At 63.5% G+C, this 13,824-nt stretch carries 8 protein-coding genes and 1 pseudogene; 5 read left to right on the top strand and 4 right to left on the bottom strand.

What is annotated here, in order from left to right; all coding sequences use genetic code 11:
* The 5 genes from FPH17_RS02080 to dnaE all read left to right on the top strand — a co-directional run bounded on the left by FPH17_RS02080 (window position 1) and on the right by dnaE (window position 8,563).
* On the top strand, window positions 1-600 hold the full coding sequence (locus tag FPH17_RS02080) for a hypothetical protein (RefSeq protein WP_154878480.1): 600 nt from the start codon (window positions 1-3) through the stop codon (window positions 598-600).
* A 163-nt stretch (window positions 601-763) separates the two neighbouring features.
* Window positions 764-2,614, top strand: a complete 1,851-nt coding sequence (locus tag FPH17_RS02075; RefSeq protein ID WP_154878479.1) for an efflux RND transporter periplasmic adaptor subunit — start codon at window positions 764-766, stop codon at window positions 2,612-2,614.
* Window positions 2,615-2,899: 285 nt separating this feature from the next.
* On the top strand, window positions 2,900-3,613 hold the full coding sequence (locus FPH17_RS02070; protein WP_154878592.1) for an ABC transporter ATP-binding protein: 714 nt from the start codon (window positions 2,900-2,902) through the stop codon (window positions 3,611-3,613).
* Window positions 3,614-3,631: 18 nt separating this feature from the next.
* The gene (locus FPH17_RS02065) at window positions 3,632-4,918 is read left to right on the top strand and encodes an ABC transporter permease (RefSeq protein WP_154878478.1); all 1,287 of its coding nucleotides are present in this window, start codon (window positions 3,632-3,634) and stop codon (window positions 4,916-4,918) included.
* Between the two features lie 78 nt (window positions 4,919-4,996).
* Entirely contained in the window at window positions 4,997-8,563 is a 3,567-nt protein-coding gene (gene dnaE / locus FPH17_RS02060; protein ID WP_095534972.1) for a DNA polymerase III subunit alpha, read from the top strand.
* A 234-nt stretch (window positions 8,564-8,797) separates the two neighbouring features.
* Here dnaE and FPH17_RS02055 read toward each other — a convergent pair whose 3' ends face one another.
* The 4 genes and pseudogenes from FPH17_RS02055 to FPH17_RS02040 form a co-directional block, all read right to left on the bottom strand.
* Window positions 8,798-9,283 carry a hypothetical protein gene (locus FPH17_RS02055; RefSeq protein WP_154878477.1) on the bottom strand — a complete coding sequence of 162 codons (486 nt, stop codon included), beginning with the start codon at window positions 9,281-9,283 and terminating at the stop codon, window positions 8,798-8,800.
* A 77-nt stretch (window positions 9,284-9,360) separates the two neighbouring features.
* Complete coding sequence (locus FPH17_RS02050) at window positions 9,361-9,801, bottom strand: hypothetical protein (RefSeq protein WP_154878476.1); 441 nt, start codon at window positions 9,799-9,801, stop codon at window positions 9,361-9,363.
* 217 nt (window positions 9,802-10,018) lie between these two features.
* A complete protein-coding gene (locus FPH17_RS02045) occupies window positions 10,019-11,989 on the bottom strand; it encodes a choice-of-anchor I family protein (RefSeq protein WP_203085495.1) in 1,971 nt (656 codons plus the stop codon).
* Window positions 11,990-12,211: 222 nt separating this feature from the next.
* Window positions 12,212-13,410, bottom strand: a pseudogene (locus FPH17_RS02040) (IS110 family RNA-guided transposase).
* Window positions 13,411-13,824 lie beyond the last annotated feature (414 nt).

The raw sequence follows: 13,824 nt of genomic DNA, 5'->3' as shown, positions 1-13,824 counted from the left end.
ATGCGCCATCCGCTTGCCACGGCAGCCGCCGTGTTCGGGGCGTGTGCGCTGCTCATCGTCGCGTTGTACGCCGTCGGGATGTCTCACGCGCCCGCCACACCGACGCTGCAAGGCGACGCGCTCGGCCCCGATTCGGGAGAGTCAGCGGAGGAGTACTCGCAACGCGCCGCGGCGACGCTTGACTCCGCGCGGAGGAAGAGCGCGCCGGGCGACTCCCACCTCGCCCTGGTCGCGTTCGACGCGCCGCAGTCCTGCGACGCGGCGGCAGCTGCGTACCGAGACGTGCCGCGCGTCAACGCGATCGTGCCGGAGGGCCTGCCGCCGAAGGACACCCCGGAGCCAGTCGGGGAGACGAGCGCAGGAAGGGGCGAGGTGTGCGAGCGCGAGGCGCGCCGGGCCGTTCAGCGCGAGCCAGGCGCTGGGCCGGACTGGGCGCAGGCTTCTGTGCTCCTCGCTGGCGCGGTGGTGACCGCGGACGTTGCAACGCTGTCGCGCCTCGCGGAATCGTCGCACGTGCGCTCAGTCGAGGTATTGCCCGCCGACGCGGTGTGGGGCGCAATCGCTGTGCGGAACCCGGGTGTGTATTCAGCGGGTTCGTAGGCAGAATCCAGGCTCGTCGTTCGGGTCCCAAGCGGGGGAATGCGCTGGCCCGAAGTGGTCCGGGCCCGTGTATAGTTCAACGAAGTTGCACGCCTAAGCGCCCGGACTCTTCAGTTGGCTTTGCCGAAGACGCCGTTGGCGCGCCCGTTTGTGAGGAGAAGTTTTGGTTTCCGAATCCGGAATTGCCACCCCGCACGCCACCACCAACCGCCGCCGGTCGCTGAAGCTGCGCTCCGTCGCGGTAATCACCACCGTGTCGCTGTTTGCATCTGCCTGCGGCTTCGGTGGAGGAGACAACAGCAAGGACGCGGACGGCTTGCAGCCGGGCGACTACACCGTGGCGTCGGCGGAAGACGTCTCCGACAGCGTTGTGGTCAACGGCAGCATTGCTCCGGTTCGGGCAATGAACATCACCACGTCGGTGCAGTCCGAGGTGCAAAAGATCGCCGTCCAGCCCGGTGACCGCGTGCAAAAGGACCAGTTCTTGGTCTCTATGGACACCGAGCAGCTGGACCGGCAGCTTGCCGCGCAGGAGCGCCAGCAGGCGAACGCTCAGGCCGACGCCACCCAGGCGCTGCAGCAGGCAGAATCCCAGCTCAACGCCCACGACCAGGCCATTAACGACGGCACGAACCAGGCCATCCGCCAGGCACAGGCTCAGGTGGATCAGGCGCAGGCTGCATACAACGCGGCGCTCGCCGCAAACGGCGGTCGTTCCGCAACCCGAGTGGCCGACGTATTTTCCCAGATGGCGGGCAACCTCTCCTCGCACCTGCCGGGTAGCTCGAGCGGCGGCGCCCCGGAGGCTCCGGCACCCGCTGCACCGGCAGCACCCGCAGCCCCCGCTGCGCCAGCTGCACCTGGCGCGGGCGCGGTAGCCGTACCGGGCGCTGCCGGCGCAGACGGCGCGGCAGGCGCCGGTGCGGTCTCCCCGGAGGACCTCGCCAGCATGGCAGGCGCCCAGGGCGCGGGTGCTGCAGGCGCGGCTGGGGCCGACGCTGCGGCGAGTGCGCCGATGAGCGTCGATGAAGCGTATGCAGCGCTGCAGGACGCCCAGGCGGCGCTCGCGGCCGCGCAGACCCAGGCGCAGCAGGAGCGGGAGCAGCTGCAGGGGCAGGTGGACAGTGCGCGTCGACAGGCGGAAAGCGCCGGCATCTCTGAGAGCGACGGCACGCTGGAGTACCAGCTGCAGGAGGCGACGCTGTACTCGCCGCTCGCCGGCATCGTGACCGCGGTGGACGTGCAGGAAGGCGACATCCCGCAGGGCAAGCTGCTCAGCTTGGCAGATGATTCCAGCCTGATCATCAAGTCCGAGGTTCGCGAGGCCGACGTGCCGAACATCGCGCAGGGCAACCGCGTCGAGTTCACGTCGACCGCAACCGGCGACAAGAAATTCAAGGGGCGTGTAAAGCGCATCGCCCCGGCCGCTGACCCGAGCGCGTCGGGCAGCATGAGCAGCGGCATGGCAGGTGGCATGGCCGGAGGCGTGAACGCGGCCGGCGGAGCCAACGACCAGTCCAGCAGCGTGACCTTCCCCGTGGAGATCGAGGTCACCGGCGACAAGAAGGGACTCCTGCTCGGCGGTACGGTGCGCGCGGAGATCATCACCGAAGAGTCCCCGGACGCCCTCAACGTGCCTGTCGACGCCGTGTACGGCGACGATAATGACAAGAAGGTCCTGGTGCTCGCCACCGATGGCGACGACGCGAAGTCCGGCAAGGTGGAGGAGCGCAGCGTGAAGACGGGCGCTACCAACGACGTGGACATTGCCATCACCGGGGGCGACCTCAAGCCGGGCGACATCGTCATCAACTGGCCGGACGAGTACTCCGACAAAATCGGCGAGACCGTGGACATCTCCGATCCGAAGTTCGACCCGCAGCAGGTACGCGATGCCAAAGACGGCGCCAAGGACAGCGCGAATGACAGTGCGAATGACAAGGACGGGACAAAGTCCTCTGAAGCGCCGAAGTCTGAGCAGAAGGACGCCGCCGAGGGCGGCGAGGAAAAGTAGGGGAGCGCGCCGTTGAAGAAGTTCTCCCGAAAAGGAAAACACGCCCGCAGAGACGACGACAACGCACTCGACACTGCGCAAGCAGCGCCCGGCCAACCGGCCGGGGCCGGAGAGGACGACGACCCGTTTTTCTTCGGCGCGGAGGAGGCCACCGGCGAACAGCCGGCCGTTTCCACCACGAAGGAGCCGCCGAAAGCGCAGCCCAGGGAACAGCGGGGCGGGAGCTCGGTGATCGTTGGTGGGGAACGTGGGGGCGTCGATAAGCGTCCTGCTCCTGCGAACCCGATGGCAAACTCGGGCCTACTCATTGACATGCGCGGGGTGGTGAAGACGTACAACGAGGGTGAGCCGAGCGAGCTGACCGTGCTGCACGGCATTGACTTTCACGCAAAACCGAGCGAGTTCGTGTCCATCGTTGGCCCATCCGGCTGCGGTAAGTCGACGCTGATGAACCTGATTGGCATGCTGGATCGGCCGTCCAAGGGTGCGTACGCGTTCAACGGCCAGCCGGTCTACGCCAAGGAAGATAAGGAGCTCGCGTCGTACCGCAGCAAAAACATCGGCTTCATCTTTCAAAACTTCAACCTCATCGGCCGCATCGACGCGTTGCAAAACGTGGCCATGCCCATGATGTATGCGGGCGTGGAACGGAAGGAGCGCGAGGAGCGCGCCGCGGAGCTGCTGGAGATGATGGGGATGGGTGACCGCATTCACCACAACCCGAACGAGCTGTCCGGTGGCCAGAAGCAGCGCGTGGCTATTGCGCGCAGCCTGGCCAACGATCCGGACCTGCTGCTTGCCGACGAGCCAACCGGCGCACTCGATTCAAAGACCGGCCGCATGGTGATGGACCTGTTCCACAAGTTGCACAAGGACCTGGGCAAGTCGGTGGTGTTTATTACGCACAACCCGGAGCTCGCGGAAGAAACGGAGCGCGTTGTGGAAATGATGGATGGGCGGGTTGCCAACGTGCGCACGCCCGCCGGGCTGGGAATGTAAGGAAGGAGACGACACACCGTGAATATCCAAGAATCGCTCCGGCTGGCCGTCTCCAGCCTGAACAAGAACAAACTGCGCTCGCTGCTGACGCTGCTGGGCATCATCATCGGCATCATGGCCGTGGTGATCATTATGACCCTCGGTCGCGGCCTGGAGAACCAGGTCATGTCCGGATTGCAGGGCGTGGGCACGACGACGCACCCGGTCGTGGTGCACGAGCGCCCCGACGAAGAGGAACAGTCCGACGACCCGTTTGCGGCCATGTCGCAGGCGCAGCCGACGGACGAGCGAGACTCGCTGACGCTGCAGGACCTGCAGGATATGCGCGACGCGTTCGGCGACCGCATCACCGGCATCGACGTCGAACTCTCCGGCATGGGCGAGATTGAAAACGGCGACAAGGACCCAGTGAGCACCACGATCAACCCGGCGCTCATGGACTCCATCGACATGCGCGGCGGCGAAGTCGAGTTCGGCCGCGGCATCTCCGATAAGGACATGCAGGGCCAGCGCCCGGTGGCCGTGGTGAGCCCAGAGCTTGTCGACGCCATGTTTGACGGTGACCCCGCCTCCGCCTTGGGCGAACGCATCGATCTGGTGCAAGAAGGCCAACCGGCCGTTTTCACCATCATCGGCGTGCTCGGCGGCAAGACGGATGGCGCCGGCGGCGGCGGAGCGTTCGGCGGGATGCAGTCCTACGCCGAGGCGTACATTCCCGTCACCGCGGCCGACCGCATCGGGCTCAACGGGGATTGGTTCACGTCCATCTCGGTGCGCAGCTCCGGCGAGGAGGAGGCGGCCACGTTCCAGAAGGATCTGCAGGACTACCTGGACCGGCAGTACCGCGGCAATGAAACTTACGAGGCCGAGGTCATCGACCTGTCCTCGTCGCTGCAGGAACTGACCAGCGTGTTCCGCATCATGTCCTCGGTGCTTTCCGCAATCGGCGGCATCTCCCTGCTGGTCGGCGGCATCGGCGTGATGAACATCATGCTGATTACGGTCACGGAGCGCACCCGCGAGATCGGCGTGCGCAAGGCGCTCGGCGCGACCCACGGCGACATCCGCACGCAGTTCATCGTCGAGGCGATGCTGGTCTGCCTGGTCGGCGGCGTCATCGGCGTTATCCTCGGCGGGGCAATCGGCATGATCGCCACCGCGGCGTTCGACGCATTCGTGTGGCCCCCGGTCGGTGCAGTGTTGCTTTCGCTGCTGTTCTCACTTGCCACCGGCGTGTTCTTCGGCGCCTATCCGGCGTCGAAGGCGGCGAAGATGCAGCCCATCGAGGCGCTCCGTTACGAGTAGACGGCGCCGTCGCGGCGAATCACACCCCCGTAATCACGGGGGTTTTGCCGTTTCTTGAGTCGGGTTAAGATGACCCGCATGGCCAAAAACTCCTCCTTCGTCCACCTCCACAACCACACCGAGTTTTCCATGCTGGACGGCATGGCCAAGGTGGACCTGCTGGCCGATGAAGTGGTGCGCCAGGGCATGCCTGCTGTGGGCATGACGGACCATGGCAACATGTTCGGCTCCAACGCCTTCTACCGACGCATGGTCGACGCTGGCGTGAAGCCGATCATCGGCATCGAGGCCTACATGGCCCCGGCCTCTCGCTTTAACAAGAAGCGCCAGCTGTGGGGGACCCCGGATCAGAAGCGCGACGACGTCTCCGCGTCCGGCGCCTACCTCCACCAGACTATGCTGGCGGAAAACGCCACGGGACTGCACAACCTGTTCAAGCTGTCGTCCCTTGCCTCCTACGAGGGACAGCTGGGCAAGTGGCCCCGCATGGACGCCGAGCTCATCGCCGAGCACGCGGACGGCATTATCGCCACCACTGGCTGCCCGTCCGGCGACGTGCAGACGCGCCTGCGCCTGGGCCAATACGACGAGGCCCTGGAGGCTGCCGCGATGTGGCAGGACATCTACGGGCGGGACAATTTCTTCCTTGAGCTCATGGACCACGGGCTCCACATCGAGCGCCGTGTCCGCGATGACCTGCTGCGCATCGGCAAAGCACTGGACCTGCCCCCGCTGGTGACCAACGACTGCCACTACGTCCTGGAATCTCAGGCGCCCGCGCACGAGGCGATGCTGTGCGTGCAGACCGGTAAGACGATGATGGACCCGGATCGCTTCAAGTTCGATGGCACGGGCTACTACATCAAGTCCGCGGAGCAGATGCGCGAGATTTGGGACTCCACCGTGCCGGACGGCTGCGACAACACGCTGTGGATTGCCGAGCGCGTCGGCGATTACGGCGAGCTCTGGGAGGACCACCCGCACGATCGCATGCCAATCGCGGACGTGCCGGAGGGCGAGACGCCGACGAGCTGGCTGCGCAAGGAGGTCCAGCGCGGGCTTGAGGCGCGTTTCGACGGCAGCGAGGTCCCAGAGGAGTACCTCAAGCGCGCTGAATACGAGATCGACGTCATCGACATGAAGGGCTACCCGTCCTACTTCCTCATCGTCGCGGAGCTGATTAAGCACGCGCGTGAGGTGGGCATCCGCGTCGGGCCGGGCCGTGGCTCGGCAGCTGGTGCGCTTGTGGCGTACGCGCTGACCATCACCAACATCGACCCGATGGAACACGGCCTGCTCTTCGAGCGATTCCTCAACCCGGAGCGCCCGTCCGCACCCGATATTGATATTGACTTTGACGACCGCCGCCGCGGCGAGATGATCACCTACGCCGCCGAGCGCTGGGGTGAGGACAAGATCGCCCAGGTGATCACGTTCGGCACCGTGAAGACGAAGCAGGCGATCAAGGACTCGGCGAAGGTGAACTTCGGCCAGCCCGGCTTCCAGATGGCAGACCGCATCAACGCGGCCCTGCCCCCAGCGATCATGGCGAAAGACATCCCGCTCGTCGGCATCACGGATCCGGAGCACGCCCGCTACACCGAGGCAGCCGAGGTGCGATCCCTGATCGAGACGGACCCGGATGTGGCCAAAATCTACGAGACGGCCCGCGGCCTCGAGGGCGTCGTGCGCCAGGCCGGCGTGCACGCCTGCGCGGTGATCATGGCGTCCGTGCCGCTCATGGACCACATCCCGATGTGGAAGCGCCCGGCGGACGGCGCGATCATCACCGGCTGGGACTACCCGGCCTGCGAGGCCATCGGCCTGCTGAAGATGGACTTCCTGGGCCTGCGCAACCTTACGGTGCTTGGCGACGCCCTGGAGAACGTGAAGAAGAACCGCGGCGAAACGCTCGACCTGGAAACGCTGGATACAGACGACACAGCCGTGTACGAGCTGCTCTCCCGCGGCGAGACCCTCGGCGTGTTCCAGCTGGACTCCGGCGGCATGCAGGAGCTGCTCAAACGCATGAAGCCGACCGGCTTCAAGGACATCGTGGCGTCGCTGGCGCTCTACCGCCCGGGTCCGATGGGTGTGAACGCGCACTGGGACTACGCGGACCGTAAGAACGGGCGTAAACCCATCACTCCGATCCACCCGGAGCTGGACGAGCCGCTGCGCGAAATTCTCGACGAGACCTATGGCCTTATCGTGTACCAGGAGCAGATCATGCGTATCTCTCAAAAGGTGGCAAATTACACGGCTGGCGAGGCAGACGGCTTCCGTAAAGCGATGGGTAAGAAGAAACCCGAGGTGCTCGCCCAACAGTACGACAAGTTCTGGGGCGGCATGCAGGAGAACGGGTACTCCAAGGCAGCGATGGACGCGCTGTGGGGCACGATCGAGCCGTTCGCGTCCTACGCGTTTAACAAGTCGCACGCCGCTGGCTACGCGCTGGTGTCGTACTGGACGGCCTACATGAAGGCGAATTACACCGCTGAGTACATGGCGGCGCTGCTGACGTCGGTCGGCGACAAGAAAGACAAGTCCGCGATCTACCTGTCGGACTGCCGTCACCTTGGCATTTCGGTGTTGCAGCCGGATATTAATGAGTCGGAAGAGAACTTCATGGCTGTTGGCGAGGACATCCGCTACGGCCTCGCCGCGGTGCGCAACGTCGGTGCCGAGGTGGTGGAGTCAATCAAGGAAACCCGCCGCACGAAGGGCCACTTCACGAGCTTCTCCGACTACTTGGACAAGATCGATCTGTTGGCCTGCAACAAGCGAATCACGGAATCGCTAATCAAATCCGGCGCGTTCGACTCGCTCGAGCACCCTCGCAAGGGGCTCATGCTCGTGCAGGAGGACATGGTCGACTCCGTGCTGACCACGAAGAAGGCGGCGGACAAGGGTCAGTTCGACCTATTCGCCGGCTTCGGCGGAGACGACGGGCAGGAGAGTGGCTCGGCCGTGTTCACCATGGACATTCCGGACGACGAGTGGGACAAAAAGCACAAGCTCGCGCTGGAACGCGAGATGCTCGGCCTGTACGTCTCTGGCCACCCGCTCGACGGGTTCGAGGAGGCGATTGCTGCGCAGACCGACACCGAGCTGACCACGGTCTTGTCGGGCGAGCTGCGCCACGGCACGGAGGTCACGCTCGGCGGCCTCATCTCTAGTGTGGACCGCCGCTTCTCCAAGAAGGACGGTTCCCCGTGGGCGATTGTGACCATTGAGGACCATCACGGCGCTCAGGTCGACGTTCTCCTGTTCAACAAGGTGTACTCCCTCGTTGCGCCCCAAATCGTTGAGGACAACATCATCCTGGTCAAGGCCCGCGTGACCATTCGCGACGAGCGCATGAGCCTCTTCGGCGACGACGTCAAGGTTCCCGAGCTTGGGCCCGGCCACGGCGCCGGCCTGCCGCTGCGTCTGACGTTGCGTACCGACCAGTGCACGGTTGAGAATATCGCGCGACTCAAAGACGTGCTGCTGAACAACCCCGGCGATTCCGATGTGTTCCTCAACCTAGTGAACGGGGACCACAGCCAGATGATGGTCCTGGGCGATCACCTTCGTGTGGAGCGCTCAGCAAGCCTCATGGGGGACCTCAAGGCCACGATGGGAATGGGGATTTTGGGGTAGCTGTGCTCCGCCGGCCGGGACCGGTTGGTCGGTTGTGGATGGAGCTAGCTCTGTTTGGCGGTGGCGGGGTGGTGAATTGCCTGGTCGCGCGGCGCTGTCAGCTGCAAATGGAGCTAGCTCCGTTGAGCACCGACCCGCCGCGCTCAGAACCACCACGCCCGCAGCCACTACGCCGATAACCACTACGCCGACAACCGCAGCGCCCCCGCAAAAAACCGCGCGGCCGTCCAGCTCCTAGGACTTGATACCTGCCTGGGCGAGCATTGCCTTCAGTTGCTCCTGCATCCGCGGGTTCGACGCCACGACCAGGGAAAGTGCTTGGAGCAGGCCAGCAAGCATCGTGATGGCGAAGTTGATGTAGGTAAAGATCTCCTTGCCGCGCTCATCAAGAATGCCCTTGTTGATCCACTCCGAGCTCGGACCCGTTGCGCGGAACGGGGTGGGGGTTGCGGTCACAGCCGGTGCAGTCACCGTCACCGTCACCGGCGTAGGACCGTCTTGGGAGGGCGACGGTGTGGCGGATCCGGTTGCTGACGCAGAGGGGCTCGGTGCCGCGGTTGCAGACGGGCTGGGCGTGGCAGCCGTGCCTGCCGGAGCCGCATCGGTGGTCGCGGAAGTTTCGGTCGTGCTTGGGGCAGTGCTCTTCGCAGAAACGGGGCTCAGACCTGCTACGGCGAGTGCAACGACGGTGGCAGCAGCAACGGGGTAGGTCGCCTTCACTTTGTGTCCTTCCAGTGGGAGTAGAGAGAAAAAATCGGCGGGGCCTTCGAGTGAAAGCCCCGCCGAAGTGCCGCGTCTTAGAATACCTTCGGAATGTTCAGGTGCGGGATGCCGAGGTGGAACTGCGCGTTGACCATGTCGATGATCTTGTTTGCGCCGGTCGGGTCGGAAGCAACGATCAGAGTGGTGGTCAGGACTGCAGCCAGGGTGCCGGACACGAAGCCGAGGATGTGGCCGTTGGAGGAGCCGGAAGACTTCGAGCCACCGTTGTTCGGCTGCGGAGCCGGCTGGGTCGGGGTGGTCGGCTGAGCGGTCTCAGTGCCCTCGGTGCCTGCGGGAGCCTCGGCGGTCGGCTCGGTGGTTGCGGTGTCCTCGGTGCCCTCGGTGGTGGGCTTCTCGGTCGGGGTAGCGGTAACCGTAGCAGTCTGGGTGGTGGTCGCGTCCTCAGCCAGTGCCGGTCCTGCCGTGATGGCCAGTGCGGTTGCAGCTGCGACGGCAGCGGTGGAAATACGCTTCATTAGTTTCTAGCTCCTCGTGAGAGTTTTGGTCCTGCGCCGAAATCGGGCTGAGAGATTACAGCTCGGTTACAGCGATGTCGTTAGAGAAAGTATCAGGTTTCTTACGAAATGGATAGTGCAGGGTGCCACACCATCCATTTGTTCAAAACGAGCTCCAGCTTAGCTGGGTTTGCTTCGCAAAACTACTTGGTCGCGGGCAAACGTTCGCGGAATCCCATTAGAAGGGAAGCTTGGGTGCGCCCGGAATCTGACCGAGCAGCTGGTCAACCGGGTTCTGGATCAGGCCCAGGGAAACGCCTCCGGCAACGAGCGCCGCCAGGGCAGCGAGCACGCCTGCGACCGCAGCGACAACCTTGCCTGCGGTGGAAGAGCCCTCCTGCTCGTCACCAGTCTGCTGATCCGGGGAATCCGGCTTTTCTTCCGGCGTCTGGCCAGGCTCCTCACCCGGCGTCTCCTCCGGCTCCTCCGCCTTGTCCAGCAGGGATTCCACCTGGAAGAGCGTGGTGGTGCCGGAGACCTCGTTGCCCACGGCCAGGAGCGCTTCGCCGTTCGGGGAGTCCTCGGCCGGGATGAATGTAAGTCCCTCGGCGCCGAGGTCGCCGACCTTGGACAGGCCGTCGCGAAGCTGCTCCTCGCCCTCGTCGGCAAGCGCCTCCATGTTGATCGAGAAATCGCGGTTGTTCACGTAGGCCTGGTACTTCGGAGCGCTCGGGTCGGTGATGTCGTAGACCATCACGCCGCCGAGGCGCTCAAAGCCGATGAACGCGTAGGTGCGGTCGTTGACCTCGCCGACGGTGACGCCCTCCGGCTCCGGGCCCTTGTCGTCGGAGCGGGTGTCAAAGGAGGTTTCGGTGTGGTTTGAGTTGAAGTACTCGGGCAGGATGCGGGAGGTGATTTCCTCGAACTGTGAGCCGGAGTCGAAGACGCGCTTGCCATCCGCGGTGAAGATGGAGAAGCTGCGCCCGCCCAGGTTGTGCAGGTCGTCGTAGCAGCCCTTCTCCTCGTTGAGGCCCATGGAGGTGGTCATGTTCAGGCGCCCCAGCTGCTCGTCGGACTGCAGCTCCTCGAGCTGGTCCGCGGAGAGACCGGCGTAGCCCTCGCAGATCGGGGCGACGTCCTTCTTGCCAAACTTCTTCAAGCGCGCCTCTTCGGAATAGCCGTCCCAGTCGCGCGAGTCGCCCTCGTTGGCCAGAACCAGGTAGGTTTCGCCGCCGACGTTGTAGGCAGCGATGGAGTCCGGCTGCAGGAGGGATTTCATCGGCCACTTGGAGATGTTGGTCGTGCCGTCCTTGTCGGAGGCGTCGAAAGGCACCTCGCGGCGGTCGGTGACACCGAGCGGCCAGACGTCCTCGACCTTGCCGGAGGTGATGTCCACGACAGCGATCGCGTTGTTCTCCTGCAGGGTCACATACGCCTTGTTGCCGTCGACGGCGATGTACTCTGGCTCCAGGTTCTGCGCCTCAGTCTTTGAGGCGCCGACCTGGCCAAAGATGCGCACGCCCTTGTCCGCCAACGTGCCCTCGAACGCCGAAAAGTCGGCGGTACGGACCTTGTCCTGCGTCGGTGCAGCAACGTCGTGCTCGAGGCGGATGAGGGAGATGGAACCCTCCGGGTCAACCGAGTAGTCCTCGGCCGGTTCGCCCTCGTTTGCCACCAGGGCGTAGCGGCCGTTGGGGGTCAGGGTCACCATATCCGGCAGGGAGCCCACGCCGACGCGGCCGAGCACCTCGCCCGGCGTGTCCGCGCCGGCGTCGAAGAAGATGACTTCGCCGGGCTTCGTCTTGTCCTCGTCCGGCTCCACGGTAGCGACCGCCAGGCCGTCCTCGCGCACGGCGACGGAGTTGATCGTGGTGTCGTCGCCGCCGTGAACTTCGCCCACCTTGTTGGGTGCCGTCGGGTCGGCGATGTCGAGCACGTCGATCTTGCCCGAGTTCGCATTCACGGTGAGCACGCGCTTCGAGGCCTTGTGGTAGGCCACGATCTCCGCGCCGGACTCGTCGAAGACGCCAGCATCGTACGAGCCGATCGGGGAGATTGTCGCGGAAGCATCCTTAGCCTGGTCGTACACAGGCTTATCGACGACCACCGCGCCCGCCGGGGCAACAGCAATCAGCGATGCGGAGAGCGCGGCAGTAGCCGGCAACGCGAGCAGGGCGCGGGAGCGGGGACGGCGGAGCGAAGGGAACATGCGTAGGCCTTTCTTGGAGCTGGCTTCGGACCGGCTTTGGGTTCGCCTGTCAAAAGCGTGGTCTGCGGTTGGGGGGGTGTTCCTATATAGGTTGTCAACTCCGCGGGTGGGCTTGTTGGGGGTGTGAACGGCTTCTGCTTCGTCTCGTAGATGTTGTTTTGGGTACCTTGAGGAGCCGATTGGGCTTGCTGTGCAATCGGCTTGGATGGGGGTCTGGTGGCTTTAGGCTGCTGCGGCCTCCTGGATTGTGGGGATGTCTCGGTAGAGCTCGCCGTTTCGCATCATGGCGAAGAGGACGTTGAGGCGTCGGCGTGCGAGTGCGACGACTGCGGCGTTGTGTCTTTTGCCTTCTTTGCGTTTTCGTTCATAGAATTGCCGGGAACGCTCGTGGAATCTGATCGATGCAAAAGACGATTGCCATAGGGCGTTCTTTAATTTTTGTTGCCAGCGCGGTTGGGCGAATTCGACATAATGGACGTTCCTGATTGATTTGTCCGTGGTGATAGGCCTGCATAGGACGCTAGGTGCGCTGCATCGGGGAAGTCGGACATATCGCCAACGGTCATGAGGATCTGTGCTGCGCTACGTGGGCCGATGTCGGGCATGGATAAAAGAATCTCGGTTTGAGGAATGTCTTGAATGAGCTTGAGTACCTGTGCTTCTATTTCCTTGCGATGCTCTAGTTTGGCCAGTGCGTCTTTGGCGGACATTGCTACGCCAAGTTCGGCGTATTCTGCGCCGGCAATGGACACGGTCTGTCCGTGGATGGCAGCAAGCATGGCATCGATGACAGGCTCGGGATTGCGCGCTTTGTGACTGCGCGCAAAGGCTGCTAGGCGTGTTTTACCGATGCGTCGAATCTTGGTGGGGTCACCGTATTTCGCAAGTAGGTGGAGGATCCATTTTCGGTGAATCATCTGTCCGCGCAGAACATGTTCGAATGCAGGATAGGTTCCTACGAGCGCGGATCGCATCTGGTTAATCAGGCGTGTGTAGGCCCGGGCGAGATCTTCGTCAATACCGTTGAGTACTTTCAGCTGGGTAAAGACTTCCTCAACGCGGTCGACACTGCGCAAGGAATCTGGAAGGTTAAGACCGGCATGGGCGATGACGTAGGCGTCGCGCACATCGGTTTTGGAGTTGCCGACGTGGATGCGAGAGAGCTGCCGCATCGCAAGCCCTGGTAGATAGCGAACATCTGCCCCCATGTCTTGGGCGACTGCGACGGTCAACCGGCCGATGTTGTTGGGAATAACAAGGACCGAGCCGTTGTCGGCGAGGAATTGGCCGAAGAGCTTGCGTAGCGAGCCTTCATGCTGATTGATGCGTTTGGACAGGACTTGCCTGCCTTGGGGATCGAGGACGCAGGCGTGGTGGAAGTATTTGCCGACGTCTACGCCAATGACGAAGTCATAGGCCATGGGGGTATGCCTCCTAGCGATGAATGAGAAGTTGGACTATTTAAGCTTCATCGCTGGGGTTGTCGGACATGCTTGCGCTGGCATCCACATTACTGTGAGACCTCATACCACCTGGGCTGGGTCAGGTTCCTATTAGCAGTTTGAGTATGTCACTGTCTTCGGCGGCATCACCCCCGGATCATTTTCAGACAGGGACAGGAATAAGCCATACCGAAGCCAGCGACTAGTTCCACTGTCCTTTCAGACGGAGGGAACGGAAGTAAACATAGCCCGCCCAATCGGGCGGACAGGTTATGAATCTTCGGTGCCCTGAGGTGAAACGGCTAACAACGTAATGGGGGGGGGAGCGGGGGCAAAGTCAATAATTCGAGTCTGGCATAAGTGGCTAAGGATTGCCTAACCTAATACTGTTTC

This window comes from Corynebacterium gottingense (assembly GCF_007559235.1).
Taxonomy (GTDB): Bacteria; Actinomycetota; Actinomycetes; order Mycobacteriales; family Mycobacteriaceae; genus Corynebacterium; species Corynebacterium gottingense.
Note: the sequence above shows the minus strand (reverse complement) of the source record. Positions and strands in the feature narration are given on the sequence as shown.

Bases quoted from the DNA above. Each gene is read 5' to 3' on its own strand.
- FPH17_RS02080 (WP_154878480.1), top strand. From the start codon at position 1: ATGCGCCATCCGCTTGCCACGGCAGCCGCCGTGTTCGGGGCGTGTGCG.
- dnaE (WP_095534972.1), top strand. From the start codon at position 4,997: ATGGCCAAAAACTCCTCCTTCGTCCACCTCCACAACCACACCGAGTTT.
- FPH17_RS02050 (WP_154878476.1), bottom strand. From the start codon at position 9,801: ATGAAGCGTATTTCCACCGCTGCCGTCGCAGCTGCAACCGCACTGGCC.
- FPH17_RS02045 (WP_203085495.1), bottom strand. From the start codon at position 11,989: ATGTTCCCTTCGCTCCGCCGTCCCCGCTCCCGCGCCCTGCTCGCGTTG.
- FPH17_RS02070 (WP_154878592.1), top strand. From the start codon at position 2,900: ATGGCAAACTCGGGCCTACTCATTGACATGCGCGGGGTGGTGAAGACG.